Origin of the sequence: Streptococcus equi subsp. zooepidemicus, from assembly GCF_015689395.1 — a bacterium.
Lineage (GTDB): Bacteria > Bacillota > Bacilli > Lactobacillales > Streptococcaceae > Streptococcus > Streptococcus equi.
The window spans coordinates 182516-198685 of sequence record NZ_CP065054.1; the positions used below are offsets into that span (position 1 = coordinate 182516).

General features: G+C 44.0%; 14 protein-coding genes. All 14 read left to right on the top strand.

The features are described 5' to 3' along the window. Positions 1-73: 73 nt before the first annotated feature. The 14 genes from I2432_RS01020 (at position 74) to perR (ending at position 16057) form a co-directional block, all read left to right on the top strand. Positions 74-1507, top strand: coding sequence for a PTS sugar transporter subunit IIC (locus I2432_RS01020; protein ID WP_115250246.1), 1434 nt, complete (start codon positions 74-76; stop codon positions 1505-1507). A 114-nt stretch (positions 1508-1621) separates the two neighbouring features. Then, positions 1622-1900 (top strand): PTS sugar transporter subunit IIB, encoded by a 279-nt coding sequence (locus tag I2432_RS01025; RefSeq protein ID WP_012514830.1) that lies wholly within the window; start codon positions 1622-1624, stop codon positions 1898-1900. Between the two features lie 215 nt (positions 1901-2115). Beyond that, positions 2116-2601, top strand: a complete 486-nt coding sequence (locus I2432_RS01030; protein WP_037580553.1) for a PTS sugar transporter subunit IIA — start codon at positions 2116-2118, stop codon at positions 2599-2601. 97 nt (positions 2602-2698) lie between these two features. Continuing rightward, positions 2699-3361: a 3-keto-L-gulonate-6-phosphate decarboxylase UlaD gene (locus I2432_RS01035; protein WP_115250247.1), complete on the top strand. Its 663-nt coding sequence runs from the start codon at positions 2699-2701 to the stop codon at positions 3359-3361. A gap of 4 nt (positions 3362-3365) precedes the next feature. Next, a complete protein-coding gene (locus I2432_RS01040; protein WP_115250248.1) occupies positions 3366-4229 on the top strand; it encodes an L-ribulose-5-phosphate 3-epimerase in 864 nt (287 codons plus the stop codon). Continuing rightward, positions 4229-4945 carry an L-ribulose-5-phosphate 4-epimerase gene (locus I2432_RS01045; protein WP_115250249.1) on the top strand — a complete coding sequence of 239 codons (717 nt, stop codon included), beginning with the start codon at positions 4229-4231 and terminating at the stop codon, positions 4943-4945. The genes I2432_RS01040 and I2432_RS01045 overlap by 1 nt, the downstream gene beginning before the upstream one ends. A gap of 301 nt (positions 4946-5246) precedes the next feature. Next, a complete protein-coding gene (locus tag I2432_RS01050; RefSeq protein WP_206159069.1) occupies positions 5247-6893 on the top strand; it encodes a BglG family transcription antiterminator in 1647 nt (548 codons plus the stop codon). A gap of 195 nt (positions 6894-7088) precedes the next feature. After that, positions 7089-8180 (top strand): L-ascorbate 6-phosphate lactonase, encoded by a 1092-nt coding sequence (ulaG, locus tag I2432_RS01055; protein ID WP_043039978.1) that lies wholly within the window; start codon positions 7089-7091, stop codon positions 8178-8180. A gap of 96 nt (positions 8181-8276) precedes the next feature. Next, positions 8277-8489: a hypothetical protein gene (locus I2432_RS01060; RefSeq protein ID WP_043039979.1), complete on the top strand. Its 213-nt coding sequence runs from the start codon at positions 8277-8279 to the stop codon at positions 8487-8489. 197 nt (positions 8490-8686) lie between these two features. Beyond that, positions 8687-9883, top strand: coding sequence for a quaternary amine ABC transporter ATP-binding protein (locus I2432_RS01065; protein WP_115250251.1), 1197 nt, complete (start codon positions 8687-8689; stop codon positions 9881-9883). Positions 9884-9900: 17 nt separating this feature from the next. Then, positions 9901-11631, top strand: a complete 1731-nt coding sequence (locus tag I2432_RS01070) for an ABC transporter permease/substrate binding protein (protein ID WP_115250252.1) — start codon at positions 9901-9903, stop codon at positions 11629-11631. 400 nt (positions 11632-12031) lie between these two features. Next, a complete protein-coding gene (polA, locus tag I2432_RS01075; RefSeq protein WP_206158920.1) occupies positions 12032-14674 on the top strand; it encodes a DNA polymerase I in 2643 nt (880 codons plus the stop codon). A 420-nt stretch (positions 14675-15094) separates the two neighbouring features. Next, positions 15095-15547, top strand: coding sequence for a CoA-binding protein (locus I2432_RS01080; protein ID WP_206158921.1), 453 nt, complete (start codon positions 15095-15097; stop codon positions 15545-15547). A 36-nt stretch (positions 15548-15583) separates the two neighbouring features. Then, positions 15584-16057, top strand: a complete 474-nt coding sequence (gene perR / locus I2432_RS01085) for a peroxide-responsive transcriptional repressor PerR (protein WP_012677286.1) — start codon at positions 15584-15586, stop codon at positions 16055-16057. Positions 16058-16170 lie beyond the last annotated feature (113 nt).

Consider the following 16170-nt stretch of genomic DNA (forward strand, 5'->3'; position numbering starts at 1 on the left):
AAAACGCTTACATCTTTTACAATTATTGTATAGAAAATATCATATTTATTAACTGTGAAAAGAGGTAGTTCTTATGGAAATGCTCCTAGCTCCCCTAAACTGGTTTTCGCAAAATATTTTGCAAAATCCGGCTTTCTTTGTAGGTCTTTTGGTTTTAATTGGCTATTTGCTGCTTAAAAAGCCCCTGCATGAGGTATTTGCTGGCTTTGTTAAGGCAACGGTTGGTTACCTGATTTTGAATGTCGGTTCTGGAGGCTTGGTTAACACGTTTCGTCCAATCCTAGTGGCATTGGGTAAGAAATTTGAATTAAAGGCTGCAGTTATTGACCCTTACTTTGGACTTGCAGCAGCAAATACCAAGCTAGAGGAGATGGGATTCATCAGTGTTGCCACCACAGCTCTTTTGATTGGCTTTGGGGTCAATATTTTGCTAGTGGCGCTTCGTAAGGTGACAAAGGTTCGTACGCTCTTTATTACAGGTCATATCATGGTGCAGCAGGCGGCAACCATCTCTGTGTTTGTTCTTCTTTTAATCCCTCAGCTTCAAAATGCTTTTGGTGCTTGGGCGGTCGGTATTATCTGTGGCCTTTACTGGGCTGTCAGCTCCAATATGACAGTTGAGGCGACTCAGCGCTTGACAGGTGGTGGAGGCTTTGCCATTGGGCACCAGCAGCAGTTTGCGATCTGGTTTGTTGACAAGGTGGCGCCTTTCTTTGGTAAAAAAGAAGAGAACCTTGACAATCTCAAGCTACCAAGCTTTTTAACGATTTTTCATGATACGGTGGTTGCTTCTGCCACTCTAATGCTGGTTTTCTTTGGTGCTATCTTGGCTGTGCTTGGCCCAGACATGATGTCTAATGCAGAACTTATAGGTGCTGGTGCCTTTAATCCAACTAAGCAGGCCTTCTTTATGTATATTTTGCAAACCTCCTTAACCTTCTCAGTTTATCTCTTTATCCTGATGCAGGGTGTGCGTATGTTTGTGTCAGAGTTGACCAATGCCTTCCAAGGGATTTCAAGTAAGCTCCTTCCGGGTTCATTTCCTGCGGTGGACGTTGCAGCGTCATATGGCTTTGGCTCTTCAAACGCTGTTTTGTCAGGATTTACCTTTGGCCTTATCGGTCAGCTAATCACTATTGCACTTCTTGTGATCTTTAAAAATCCAATCTTGATCATCACAGGATTTGTTCCGGTCTTCTTTGATAATGCTGCGATTGCTGTCTATGCAGATAAGCGTGGCGGCTGGAAGGCAGCACTTGCTCTATCCTTTATTTCCGGTATTCTTCAGGTTGCCTTAGGTGCTGTGGCAGTTGGTCTGTTGGGCTTGACAGGTGGTTATCATGGCAATATTGACCTGGTGCTTCCTTGGCTTCCATTTGGTTACCTCTTCAAGTTCCTTGGTATTGCAGGCTATGTGGTGGTATGTGCCTTCTTACTTGCTATTCCACAGCTACAATTTGCTAGGGCTAAGGATAAAGAGGCTTACTACCGCGGTGAAGCACAATAAGCTAGGTGACAATAGCTGCTTATTCGTCTTTTAGGAAAGGCTGGTAGGAGTTTGTTGACAGACTTCTACAGGTCTTTATTCATATCAAATCATATATATTCGGAGGAAAATAAAATGGTTAAGGTTCTTACAGCATGCGGCAATGGCATGGGATCATCAATGGTTATTAAAATGAAGGTTGAAAACGCACTTCGTCAGCTTGGGGTGACTGATATTCAGTCTGCTTCTTGCTCAGTGGGTGAGGCAAAGGGACTTGCCTCAGGCTATGATATTGTGGTTGCTTCTAATCACCTGATTCATGAATTAGATGGGCGTACAAAGGGTCATTTGGTTGGACTAGATAATCTTATGGACGACAATGAAATCAAAACCAAGCTACAGGCGGTGCTTTAGAGCGGCCCTGATGACATCAGTGCTGCTCATGGCAAATGATAGTGAGCCTAAGAGCAGCCACTTGGCTGTAAGCTAAGCTGTAGCAATCAACTTTCAGTAAGGATAGATGGAGTGAGAGTTGTGAAGAGAGGTTCCAGCTCTTTCTCTTTATCAGCTAGATAGGAGTGAGGCAAAAAGTGTCTAGCCAAAGAATTTGATTTAGAAAGGATAGTTATATGAATTTAAAAAAAGCATTTATCGAAAACAACTCTATTCGCTTGGGCTTGTCAGCAGCTAGCTGGCAGGAAGCGGTTAAGCTAGCTGTTCAGCCTTTGATTGACAGCGGGGCGGTGACCTCTGAGTATTATGACGCTATTATCGCATCAACAGAAAAGTACGGGCCCTATTATGTCCTTATGCCGGGAATGGCCATGCCACACGCAGAGGCTGGTGTAGGGGTCAAGCGAAATGCCTTTGCGCTTATCACACTGACCAAGCCGGTGACCTTTTCAGATGGCAAAGAGGTTTCGGTATTGCTAACCTTGGCGGCAACTGATCCTTCTATTCATACAACAGTTGCTATTCCACAGATTGTCGCCCTTTTTGAACTGGAAGACGCTATTTCGCGCTTAGTTGCCTGTCACACTCCAGCAGAGGTTTTGGCTTTGGTGGACGAGTCCAAAAATAGTCCTTATTTAGAGGGCTTGGATTTGGATTCTTAGACAAGCCATCATCACTAAACGAATCAAACACAACAGAAAGGATAGGAGCTCGCTATTAAGCATTGAAGGCGGTGCTACGGGCTCTTGGTAGAAAATCATGACACATATTCCAAAATTACAGGTTGCCTTAGATCATTCTGATTTGCAGGGGGCGGTCAGGGCTGCTGTTGCAGTTGGTCACGAGGTTGATGTAATCGAAGCAGGGACAGTTTGCCTGCTTCAAGTAGGCAGCGAATTGATTGAGGTGCTGCGTAGCTTATTTCCAGAGAAGATCATCGTAGCAGACACCAAGTGTGCAGACGCTGGCGGTACTGTTGCTAAGAATAATGCTAAGCGTGGTGCGGACTGGATGACTTGTATTTGCTGTGCCACTATTCCAACCATGGCAGCCGCACTGAAAGCCATCAAAGAAGAGCGTGGGGAACGTGGCGAGATTCAGGTTGAGCTGTATGGTGATTGGACCTATGAACAGGCACAATTGTGGCTAGATGCAGGCATTTCACAGGCGATTTACCATCAATCACGTGACGCCCTACTCGCTGGTGAAGTATGGGGTGAAAAAGATCTGAACAAGGTCAAAGCCCTCATTGACATGGGCTTTCGTGTGTCGGTGACGGGTGGCTTAGATATCAATACCCTCAAGCTCTTTGAAGGGGTTGATGTCTTTACCTTTATTGCAGGTCGTGGTATCACTGAAGCAGAGGATCCTGCAGCAGCGGCACGTGCCTTTAAAGACGAGATTCGACGCATTTGGGGGTAACAATATGGCGCGTCCTATTGGTATATATGAAAAAGCAACGCCAAAGCATTTTACTTGGCTGGAACGCTTGCAATTTGCAAAGGCATTAGGCTTTGATTTTGTAGAAATGTCTGTCGATGAATCAGATGCTCGCCTAGCGCGCTTGGATTGGAGTAAACAGGAGCGACTAGACATTGTCAAGGCTATTTATGAAACAGGGGTTCGTATCCCAAGCATTTGCTTCTCTGGTCATCGTCGTTATCCACTTGGCTCTAGCAATCCAGAAACAGAAGCGACATCATTAGAGCTAATGAAAAAATGCATTGTGCTAGCACAGGATCTTGGTGTGCGTACCATTCAATTGGCTGGCTACGACGTTTATTATGAAGAAAAATCACCTGAAACGCGTGCACGCTTTATCAAAAATCTCAGACAGGCCTGCACTTGGGCAGAGGAAGCACAGGTCATTTTGGCTATTGAAATCATGGACGATCCTTTTATCAACTCAATTGAGAAATACCTGGCTGTGGAAAAAGAAATTGACTCCCCTTATCTCTTTGTCTATCCAGATACGGGCAATGTCTCTGCTTGGCATAATGACCTCTGGAGTGAATTTTACAATGGGCATCGGTCTATTGCTGCCTTGCATCTAAAGGACACCTATGCTGTGACAGAAACATCTAAAGGGCAATTTCGTGATGTGCCATTTGGTCAAGGCTGTGTTGATTGGGAAGAAATGTTTGATGTGCTCAAGAAAACGCATTATCATGGTCCATTTTTGATTGAAATGTGGTCAGAAAACTGTGAAACTGTAGAGGAGACAAGAGCTGCCATCAAGGAGGCACAGGATTTCCTTTATCCACTGATTGAGAAAGCGGGGTTAAGCTAATGGCAAAAAGGCTACAAGAAATGCGTGAACGTGTCTGTGCAGCCAACAAGGCCCTACCGCTGCATGGGCTGGTGAAATTTACCTGGGGCAATGTCTCAGAGGTCTGTCGTGAGCTGGGACGTATCGTCATCAAGCCAAGCGGCGTTGACTATGACCAATTAACACCGGAAAATATGGTCGTTACAGACTTAGATGGCACTATTGTTGAGGGAGAGCTGAACCCTTCTTCTGATTTGCCAACTCATGTGCAATTATACAAGGCATGGCCAGAGGTTGGCGGTATTGTGCACACACACTCAACTGAGGCAGTCGGTTGGGCACAGGCTGGGCGAGATATTCCATTTTATGGGACAACGCATGCGGATTACTTTTATGGTCCGATTCCTTGTGCTCGCTCTCTAACTGCCGATGAGGTTAACGGGGCATATGAAAAGGAAACTGGTACAGTCATTTTAGAAGAATTTGCTGCTCGTGGTCTTGACCCCATGGCAGTGCCTGGCATTGTTGTTCGCAATCATGGTCCTTTTACTTGGGGCAAGACGCCTGAATTAGCGGTTTATCATTCAGTAGTGCTTGAAGAGGTGGCCAAGATGAACCGCCTGACAGAACAAATCAATCCTCGTGTGGAGCCAGCTCCAGCCTATATTATGGACAAGCATTACCTTAGAAAACATGGTCCAAATGCTTATTATGGCCAAAAAGGTAGCCTGCATTAAGCCAGCAGCTAGTGATTTAGTCTAGCTGCTTAGCTAGGCTTAAGGTCAAGGTGTTAGTCACTGTTGCAATCTGGGATAAAAAGCCTCTTGTTTTAGAAAAGTTTAATAATTAATTCAACTATTACAATTATAAAAGAAAAAAGCGAACTAATTAGGAATTTTATCTTCAGAAAACTAATGATCGTTCGTTTTTTACTATTTAGAGACTGACTTTGACCTAGTATTCTTTCCTACAGATAGGTAAAATGGTAAACTGATAAAGCTGTGTGGTCGTGATGTTTCATAGAAGGGAGGTATGAACGTGATTATTTTGGATAAAAAAAGCTATGATCTGCTGTCATATCTGATTCGATTGAAGGAGGCTGAGACAGTCATGGCGATTTCAGCTGCCTTGGGTCAGTCGCGTCGTAAAATTTACTATCATCTTGATAAAATTAACGAAGCACTGCCCAGCCATGTTGCTCAAATTGTCTCTTATCCTCGGGTTGGCATCTTGCTAAATAGTGAGCAAAAGGCTGCCTGCCAACAGCTCCTCAATGAAGTGACAGATTATCACTATGTCATGAAGGGTGATGAGCGCAGGAGCTTATCAGCGATTTATATTGCAGTGGCAACAGAGCGGGTGACGCTGGATAAGCTCATGATGATTAATGATGTTTCCAGAAATACCATCTTAAATGACCTTGCTGAATTGAGAGAGGAATTGTCTAGCTGCAACAATAAGATTCAGCTGCATGCCACCAAGGCCAAAGGCTATTACTTTGACTGTCACCCTATGGCTTTGATTCAGTACCTTTACAAGGTACTGGCAGGTGTTTATCAGGGAGGCAATAGCAGCTTTATTGAGCTTTTTGATCATAAGCTTTCTGAGACACAAGGCTTGTCAGCTTATTTTTCAAAGGAGGTTTTGGATTATTTTCACGAATACCTCTTTTTGTCTCAGGCTAGCCTAGGCAAAACAATTAATATTCAGGATAGTCAGTTTATGCTGCAAATTCTTCCTTTTATCCTGCTTAGCTATCGCAACATGCAATTGCATTCGGAAACTAAAACAGCGCTTAAAAGGGATTTTAACCTGATTTGGAAGCGCAAGGAATACCAGATTGCTAAGGCATTGGCTAGTGAGCTTTACCACAATTTCAAGCTGCATTTAGATGACATTGAGGTAGGCATGGTAGCCATGCTGATGCTATCCTTTAGAAAGGATCAGGATCACCATGTTGAAAGTCAGGATTATGAGCAGATGCGAGCTACCATTGGTGATTTTATTGCCCAGCTGGAGCTGCGCTATCAGCTGCATTTTACCCACAAAAAGGACTTGCTTAGACAGCTGACCAGACATTGCAAGGCCCTTGTTTATCGAAAGGCCTATGGGATTTTTTTGATCAATCCTTTAACAGACCATATTAAGGAAAAATACGAGGAGCTTTTTGCTATGGCCCAATCCTGTGCTGTGATCTTAGAGCAGGCTTGGCAGATTAGTCTAACAGATGATGACGTGGCTTATCTAACGATTCATCTAGGAGGAGAGCTGCGCCATAGTCATGCTGACTGGGACAAGACCAAGCTTGTGATCGTTTCAGATGATGGCATTGGGATTCAAAAGCTGCTGCTGAAGCAGTGTCAGCGTTATTTGCCCAATTGTCAAATCGAGGCTGTCTTTACAACAGAGCAATACCAGAGTGTCTTTGATCTGATGTCTGTTGACATCGTGGTATCAACAACAGACGCATTGGAGGCCCTTGTTCCCATACTGATTGTTAATCCTATTTTGAGCGATGATGATATTATTAGATTGATCCGTTTTTCAAAGCAGGGGCGCTTGAGTGACAGCTCTCGTTTTTCTCTTGAGCTAGAAAAAGCGATTGAGACCATTGTTAAGGACGATGCTGACCGCTATGCCTTGAAAACAAAAATTGAAAAGCTCATTCATCACGAGTTATTGTAAGCTTACTAGCTTGCCTATTGATAAGGACCCCTCAGCTATCTATTGGTTTAGGAGAAGGCTGGGGCTTTTAGTTTATTTTGAGCCAAAATTCAGTCCAGTTTTGAACACAAGAATGTGTGACACTTGGTCTTTTTATGAGAATAAAGAAGGTCTATACTTAGAGTATAGATAAAAATTCATTTTGGAGGAAACATAATGGCTAAAGTACAAGATATAACTCGTGAATCATGGATTCTTAGCACCTTCCCAGAATGGGGAACCTGGCTAAACGAAGAAATTGAAGAAGAGGTAGTGCCTGAAGGAAATTTCTCTATGTGGTGGCTAGGTAACTGCGGTATCTGGATTAAAACACCGGGTGGTGCCAATGTTGTCATGGACCTATGGTCCAATCGTGGAAAGGCAACTAAAAAAGTAAAAGACATGGTTCGTGGTCACCAAATGGCCAATATGGCAGGAGTTCGCAAGCTTCAACCAAATCTAAGAGCTCAGCCAATGGTTATTGACCCCTTTATGATTAATGAGTTAGACTATTACTTGGTGTCTCATTATCATAGTGACCACATTGATATCAATACTGCAGCAGCCATTATCAACAATCCAAAGCTTGACCATGTCAAATTTGTCGGCCCTTATGAGTGCGGCAAGATTTGGGAGAGCTGGGGTGTTCCAAAGGATCGTATCATCGTGGTAAAGCCAGGAGATAGCTTTGCATTCAAGGATATCAAGGTTACTGCTGTTGAATCTTTTGACCGTACCTGTATCGTTACCTTGCCAGTTGCTGGCGCTGAGGAAAATGGCGGTGAGTTGGCAGGACTCCCAGTGACTGACGAAGAATTAGCTCGCAAAACGGTTAACTACATTTTTGAAACACCGGGAGGAACCATTTATCATGGTGCAGACTCCCACTTCTCAAACTATTTTGCTAAGCATGGACGTGACTACGATATTGATGTTGTCTTGAACAACTATGGTGAAAATCCAATCGGTATTCAGGATAAGATGACCTCTATTGACCTACTTCGTATGGCAGAAAATCTCCGCGCCAAGGTTGTCATTCCAGTTCACTATGATATCTGGTCAAACTTCATGGCCTCAACTGATGAAATCCTAGAGCTTTGGAAGATGCGTAAGGAACGCTTGCAATACCAATTCCATCCATTCATTTGGGAGGTTGGTGGTAAATACACCTATCCACAGGATCAGGATCGTATCGAGTACCATCACCCACGTGGCTTTGACGATTGCTTCTTGGAAGACTCAAATATTCAGTTTAAAGCCCTTCTCTAAACCTATTTTGCCTCATCTAGCCTTGCTAGGTGGGGCTTTTGATTTATCTAGAGTGCTATTAGACATGACTAGCAGCTATATGGTCAAAGCAAGCTAATGCTTTGCTTAGCAGCTCTTATTGCTATTGGGAGCTTGCTTGGCAGTCTAAGCATTGGTTTGGTTGCAGGACAAGAGTCAGATAGGTCAATCAAGTCAGCTAGAGGAGGCTGCTGGGTAAACTCTCAAGGCGCTAAGTGTCAGAAAGGCCTGCTTGCTGTGGTCTGCTCAGGATTGTTAAGTGCTTGGTTGACTAGTGATATCACTACTTAGGACGATCCTGATACTTGGGGAGCAAGCGTCCAGCTTGACAAAAAGTGACCATATATTGTATAATCAATGTGTTCTGTTTAGGCAGACTCTTTTTTTAAGCAAAAAGTGACCCATTGTTTTAAAATTGTGGTGGCACTTTTAGAAATCTATTAAGCTAATTTAGCTTTAATCAAGGAAGAGAACAAGAGAGGAAAAGAATGGGAACTATTTTAGAGGTCAGGCATTTGAGTAAATTGTTTGGCAAAAAACAAAAAGCAGCTCTTGAAATGGTCAAGGCTGGTAAAAGTAAGAGCGCTATTTTTAAGAAGACAGGAGTTACTGTCGGGGTCTATGATGCCAGCTTTGAGGTTCAGGAAGGCGAGATTTTTGTGATCATGGGACTTTCAGGCAGCGGCAAATCAACGCTTGTCCGTATGCTTAATCGGTTAATTGAGCCCTCAACAGGCTCTATTTTATTAGAAGGAAAGGATATTTCTAAAATGTCTGTGGATCAGCTCAGAGAGGTTCGCAGGCATGATATTAATATGGTTTTTCAAAGCTTTGCTCTTTTTCCGCACAAGACGATTTTGGAAAACACAGAGTTTGGCTTGGAGCTGCGTGGGGTACCAAAGCAGGAGCGTCGAGAGATTGCAAAGCGTGCTCTTGATCACTCAGGGCTTCTTGAGGTCAAGGACCAATACCCTGATCAATTGTCTGGTGGTATGCAGCAGCGTGTTGGCTTGGCGCGTGCCTTGGCAAACAGTCCCAAGATTTTGTTGATGGACGAGGCTTTTTCTGCCTTAGATCCCTTGATTCGTCGTGACATGCAAGATGAGCTGTTAGAGTTACAGGAGACGACGAAGCAGACCATTATTTTTATCAGTCACGATTTGAATGAGGCCCTGCGTATTGGTGATCGTATTGCCTTGATGAAGGACGGTCAGATCATGCAAATTGGGACAGGTGAGGATATTTTAACCAATCCGGCCAATGATTTTGTTCGTGAATTTGTAGAGGACGTTGACCGCTCAAAGGTGCTGACTGCTCAGCATATTATGATTAAGCCTATCACAACGACAGTTGATTTGGACGGTCCACAGGTGGCTTTGAATCGTATGCACAATGAGGAGGTGTCTATGCTCATGGCAACCAATCGTCGTCGTCAGCTAATAGGAAGCCTAACAGCAGACGGAGCGATTGAAGCACGTCAGAAAAAGCTCCCCTTGTCAGAGGTTATTGATCGTAATGTCAGAACGGTCTCAAAGGATACTGTTATTACGGATATTTTGCCCTTGATTTATGACTCTTCTGCGCCAATTGCAGTGACAGATGAGCAGCACCGCTTGTTAGGGGTTATTATTCGTGGGCGTGTCCTTGAAGCCTTGGCTAATATTCCAGATGACGACCTTAATTAGAATGGAGAGACTGTATTTTGGAAAACCTATTACAAACAACTCTACCAGTGGCACAGCTGGTTGAGCAACTAACTGAGTGGCTGACAAAAACCTTTTCAGGCTTCTTTGATCTGCTGCAGCTTGTGGGCAATACTTTGATGGATTGGATCACGCAGACCCTTTTGTTTATCAATCCGTTACTGTTTATGCTATTGGTTACCTGTGCGATGTTTTTCTTGGCAAGAAAAAAATGGCCTTTGCCGATCTTTACCCTCCTGGGTCTGTTATTTGTCTATAACCAAGGTCTGTGGGCAGAGTTGATCAATACCTTTACGCTGGTTTTGGTAGCAAGCCTCATCTCTGTCTTGCTTGGTATTCCCTTGGGCATTTGGATGGCTAAAAGTAAGACTGTTCACCAGGTGATTAATCCAATGCTGGACCTTATGCAGACCATGCCAGCCTTTGTTTATTTGATTCCGGCTGTAGCCTTTTTTGGCATTGGTATGGTCCCTGGTGTCTTTGCGTCGGTTATCTTTGCCTTGCCGCCGACTGTTCGCTTTACCAATTTAGCGATTCGTCATATTCCGACAGAATTGGTTGAGGCTTCAGATGCCTTTGGCTCAACCCCTAAACAAAAATTACTGAAGGTCGAATTACCCTTGGCAAAGCATACGATTATGGCAGGTGTTAATCAGACCATGATGTTGGCTCTATCAATGGTTGTGACAGGCTCAATGATTGGTGCTCCAGGTCTTGGACGTGAGGTCCTATCGGCCTTGCAGCATGCTGATATTGGGCGTGGTTTTGTTAGTGGCTTGGCTCTTGTTATCTTGGCGATTATTTTGGATCGTATGACCCAGCATTTTAACGGTAAGCCACAAGAAAGGACGCAGACTGGCAAAACCAAGAAATGGCTTGGTCTAGCTGCTTTAGCTGTCTTTTTGTTGTCAGCTTTGGGACGTGGCTTTGCTGCGATGTCATCAAGCTCATCAGACAAGGGGCAAAAGGTGACCATTGCTTATGTGCAGTGGGATTCTGAGGTGGCTTCTACTCATGTTATCGCTCAGGTCTTAAGAGATGAGGGCTATCAGGTCACCTTGACGCCACTTGATAATGCTGTGATGTGGCAAACCATCGCAAATGGCGATGCAGACTTTTCAACAAGTGCCTGGTTACCAGTGACCCACCAGCAGCAGTATCAAAAATATCAGGATAAGCTGGACAACCTTGGCCCTAACCTGAAGGGAACAAAGCTAGGACTTGCTGTGCCAGCCTATATGAGCGATGTGAACAGCATAGAGGAGCTTTCTGACCAAGCCAATCAACAGATTATTGGGATTGAACCGGGAGCTGGTATTATGACTGCTGCTGATAAGACGCAAAGGGCCTATTCCAACTTGGCAGATTGGGAGCTCGTTGCTGCTTCAACAGGTGCTATGACCACCTCACTTGATCAAGCCATCAAGAAAAAAGAGCCGATCGTTGTGACGGCTTGGTCTCCTCATTGGATATTTGCTAAGTACGATTTGAAATACCTGGCAGATCCAAAGAAAACCTTTGGTTCAAAGGAAAATATCAATACCATTGCACGTAAGGGCCTAAAGGCCGATCTGCCAGCTGTTCATAGGATTGTTGATCACTTTTACTGGACTCAAGAGGATATGGAGGCTGTCATGCTTGACATCAATCAGGGCATGACACCAGAAGCCGCAGCCAAGAAATGGGTGGCCAGTCATGCTGATAAGGTGGCCAAATGGACTCAGTCATAAGGTTGCTCGCTTAAATGGAGCTTAGCCTAATCATGGATTTTGCAGAAGGCTTTCCGTCCATATCAGTTGAGGAAAGTCATCGTATAACAGATGATGTCATCAATTGGAGGTTGGAATAAAGTCTGATCCCAAATAGAACAAACGAACGGGTCTAGTTTTCTGAGATTTTGAAAACTAGGCCTGTTCGTTTGTTAATGAATTAGATAACAAAGGATATTAGTTAAGAATCTCTAAAGTGTCACTCTTTTTATCTCAGTCTCTTTTTTGGTAGAAATGTTTTGCTGATAAAGCAAAATTGGACCTTTTGATCAAGCTACGGGTATGCTGCTTTACCTGCTGGTGCTTGCAAAAAGCGAAGCTGGTCAGAGCAAAGCAGGGCACTGTGTGGTATAATAAAGGCATGGAAAACAAGAATAAATTACTTTTGATTGATGGCTCCTCAGTGGCCTTTCGTGCCTTTTTTGCCCTCTATAACCAGATTGACCGCTTTAAAAATCACAGCGGTCTTCACACTAATGCGATTTATGGCTTTCATTTGATGCTAGACCACATGATGAAGCGTGTTCAGCCGACGCATGTCTTGGTGGCCTTTGACGCGGGTAAAACAACCTTTCGGACAGAGCTTTTTGCTGATTACAAGGCAGGACGTGCCAAGACCCCTGATGAATTTCGGGAGCAGTTTCCTTATATTCGTGATATGCTGGGAGCGCTTGGTATTGCCTTTTATGAGCTAGAGCATTACGAGGCAGACGATATTATCGGAACGCTTGATAAAATGGCAGAGCGTACAGAGATTCCTTTTGATGTGACTATTGTCAGTGGTGACAAGGATTTGATTCAGCTGACAGATGCAAATACCGTTGTTGAGATTTCTAAAAAAGGAGTTGCTGAATTTGAAGAGTTTACCCCAGCCTACCTTATGGACAAAATGAGGCTTACGCCAGAGCAATTCATTGACTTGAAAGCGCTCATGGGAGACAAGTCTGATAATATTCCAGGAGTGACCAAAATTGGGGAAAAAACAGGTCTAAAGCTCCTGCACGAATATGGAAGCTTGGAGGGGATTTACGAGCATATTGATAGCTTCAAGCCTTCAAAAATGAAGGAAAACCTGCTTCATGATAAGGAGCAGGCCTTCCTCTCAAAGACACTTGCTACTATCAACACTAGCGCTCCGATTACGATTGGATTGGAGGATATTGTCTATCAGGGTCCAGATCTAGATCGCTTGTCACAATTTTATGATGAGATGGATTTTGTTCAACTAAAAAATGCCTTAGCTAGTCAGTTGCCACAGGAGCCGGTAGCTGAGATTGCTTATCAGGAAGTTACTGACATAAGGGCGGACATGTTTTCAGACGATACGGTGTTTTATTTTGAAGCTTTGAGGGATAATTATCACCGCGAGGAGCTGATTGGCTTTGCTTGGGGCAACCAAGACCAGATTTATGCTTCAGCAGATATTAGTCTCCTCACTACAAAGCTCTTTAAAAAGGTTCTTGAGCAGCCGATTGCTACCTATGATTTTAAGCGCAGTAAGGTTCTGCTTAGTCATCTGGGGCTTGATTTGCCGGCTGCCAGCTATGATGCCCGCTTAGCTAATTACCTCTTGTCAACTGTAGAGGACAATGAGATGGCTACTCTGGCACGTCTTTATACCACTATATCACTGGATACAGATGAGGTTGTCTATGGTAAGGGGGTCAAGCGTGCTGTGCCTGACAAGGCTGTTTTGTTAGGACATCTGGCGCGTAAGGTTCAGGTCTTGCTGGATAGTAGACCAGTCATGCTTGATAAGCTGGCAGAGCATGAGCAGGTTGATCTCTACACTGACATTGAACTGCCGCTTGCCAATGTCCTTGCGAAAATGGAAATCGAAGGCATTGCTGTCAATCAAGATAGCCTGCAGGAAATGGCAGAGCAAAATAAGGTGGTCATTGAGGAGCTGACACAGGAGATCTATGAGATGGCTGGTGAGGTTTTTAACATTAATTCTCCAAAGCAGCTAGGAGTGATACTCTTTGAGAAAATGCAGCTCCCTCTTCATTTGACAAAGAAAACCCAGACAGGCTATTCAACGGCTGTTGATGTCTTGGAGCGCTTAGCGCCAATCGCACCAATTGTTGCTAAGATTTTGGACTATCGCCAGATTACTAAGCTGCAATCAACCTATGTGATTGGACTGCAGGATTACATCATGGCTGATGGTAGGATCCACACCCGCTATTTACAGGATTTAACCCAGACAGGCCGACTTTCCAGTGTTGATCCTAACCTGCAAAATATCCCGATTCGTCTGGAGCAAGGGCGCTTGATCCGTAAGGCCTTTACCCCATCTCATGATGACGCTGTTTTGCTTAGCTCGGATTATTCGCAAATTGAATTGCGTGTTTTGGCACATATTTCAGGAGATGAGCATTTGATTGCTGCTTTTAAAGAGGGGGCGGATATCCATACCTCAACGGCAATGCGTGTCTTTGGCATTGAAAAGCCAGAGGACGTCACTGCCAATGACCGCCGGAATGCTAAGGCTGTTAATTTTGGCATTGTGTACGGAATTTCTGACTTTGGCTTGTCTAATAACCTTGGAATTCCAAGAAAGCAGGCCAAGGCTTATATTGACACCTACTTTGAGCGCTATCCTGGTATCAAGGATTACATGGAAAGGGTTGTGCGTGAGGCCAAGGATAAGGGCTATGTTGAGACGCTCTTTAAGCGTCGTCGTCAATTGCCAGATATCAATTCTCGTCAATTTAACCTTCGTTCATTTGCGGAGCGTACAGCCATTAATTCGCCAATTCAGGGCAGTGCAGCTGATATTCTCAAAATTGCGATGATAAATCTTGACCAAGCCCTAGTAGCTGGTGGCTTTGAGACCAAAATGCTGCTTCAGGTGCATGATGAGATTGTACTTGAGGTGCCAAACCATGAGCTAGCGGCTGTTAAAGAGCTGGTCAAAGAAACAATGGAATCAGCTGTCAATCTGGCAGTTCCGCTGCGTGTGGACGAAAGTGCTGGCAAGAGCTGGTATGAGGCCAAGTAGGCTAGATTAGCACTGGTGTTAAGTGGCAGCCTGCTTGGCTGCTGTTACATGATAGACGCGTGAAGGATTTTAAGTAAGAAAAGAAAGCTTTTTTATATTTCATGTTCAGCTATTTCAAGCATATGTCTTATTTTTTATAGATTTTACTATGGGAAAAATGTGAAAAGTGCCTACTTTAATTGATATTATCATTCGGAAATAACTGTTTCGCGCCTCTGTCGTAGCTACTATTATCTCTTGTGTTCCTCATTTTAAAAACTTATGCTATAATGAAGAGAAAAAGCGGCAGAACATGCCATGCTAGGAAGAGCCTTCTTTGAGCTTGTTAGCCAGATGGTTGGCTATGTCATGCTAGCAGCTACTGTCTTTCTCTGTTGTTGATGTGCTGTTAGGTGTGCTTGATAAAAAAGGAAGTAACTGATGACTGATACATTTCAAAATCCCTCTGATGAGACTATCGCCTCTTATCTTGAATCTGCCAAGACCATTGCAGTGGTTGGCTTATCTGATCGTCAGACCACAGCTGCTTATGATGTGGCTAGGTTTATGCAGGCTAAGGGCTACCGGATTGTCCCTGTCAATCCCAAGCTGGCAGGTCAGTCTATTTTAGGAGAGGTCGTTTATGCTAGCCTTGCGGCTATTCCTTTTGCGGTGGATATTGTTAATGTCTTTCGACGAAGTGAGTATTTGCCTCAGGTTGCTCAGGACTTTTTAGCTTGTCAGGCTCAGGTCTTTTGGGCGCAGCTTGGCTTGTATAATCAGGAAGCTGAGAAGCTTTTGCGCTTAGCAGGCAAAGCTGACATTGTTATGAATCACTGTATCAAGATTGACTATTTACAGCTGATCACTAAGCAGGATCAAGATTCCTGCTAGTTAGCGCCACAGTTACAAAAGGAGGAGGTTGTAAGCTTGGACATTCATTCACATCAGCAAGCTCTAAATGCCTATGAAAATGTCCTAGAGCATCTACGTGACAAGCATATTCGTATTACCGAGACGCGTAAGGCGATCATTTCGTACATGATTCAGTCCACTGAGCACCCCAGTGCAGATAAAATCTATCGTGATTTACAGCCTCAATACCCTAATATGAGCCTTGCTACGGTGTATAATAATTTGAAGGTTCTTGTTGATGAGGGCTTTGTATCTGAGCTGAAAATTAGTAATGATTTGACGACCTATTATGACTTTATGGGACATCAGCATGTCAATGTTGTTTGTGAGGTTTGCGGGACAATCGCTGATTTTATGGACGTAGATGTGATGGATATCGCTAAGGAAGCACACCAGCAAACAGGCTATAAGGTCACCCGTATTCCAGTTATAGCCTATGGTGTTTGCCCTAGCTGTCAGACGAAGCAGGGCAAGGACACAGACTATTGAGAGCTGGCCTTTTTGATCTTGACTGCTCGTGTAGCTGATGATATGGTACAAAGTCTAGAAGAGAGAGTTAGAGACTCGCTCTTTTTTGTTGGCTGAAAAACCTTTAGCGATCA

Coding starts and splice junctions, on each gene's coding strand:
- ulaG (WP_043039978.1), top strand. CDS start 7,089: ATGGCTAAAGTACAAGATATAACTCGTGAATCATGGATTCTTAGCACC.
- I2432_RS01045 (WP_115250249.1), top strand. CDS start 4,229: ATGGCAAAAAGGCTACAAGAAATGCGTGAACGTGTCTGTGCAGCCAAC.
- I2432_RS01060 (WP_043039979.1), top strand. CDS start 8,277: ATGCTTTGCTTAGCAGCTCTTATTGCTATTGGGAGCTTGCTTGGCAGT.
- I2432_RS01035 (WP_115250247.1), top strand. CDS start 2,699: ATGACACATATTCCAAAATTACAGGTTGCCTTAGATCATTCTGATTTG.
- I2432_RS01030 (WP_037580553.1), top strand. CDS start 2,116: ATGAATTTAAAAAAAGCATTTATCGAAAACAACTCTATTCGCTTGGGC.
- I2432_RS01040 (WP_115250248.1), top strand. CDS start 3,366: ATGGCGCGTCCTATTGGTATATATGAAAAAGCAACGCCAAAGCATTTT.
- I2432_RS01080 (WP_206158921.1), top strand. CDS start 15,095: ATGACTGATACATTTCAAAATCCCTCTGATGAGACTATCGCCTCTTAT.
- I2432_RS01065 (WP_115250251.1), top strand. CDS start 8,687: ATGGGAACTATTTTAGAGGTCAGGCATTTGAGTAAATTGTTTGGCAAA.
- I2432_RS01025 (WP_012514830.1), top strand. CDS start 1,622: ATGGTTAAGGTTCTTACAGCATGCGGCAATGGCATGGGATCATCAATG.
- I2432_RS01020 (WP_115250246.1), top strand. CDS start 74: ATGGAAATGCTCCTAGCTCCCCTAAACTGGTTTTCGCAAAATATTTTG.
- polA (WP_206158920.1), top strand. CDS start 12,032: ATGGAAAACAAGAATAAATTACTTTTGATTGATGGCTCCTCAGTGGCC.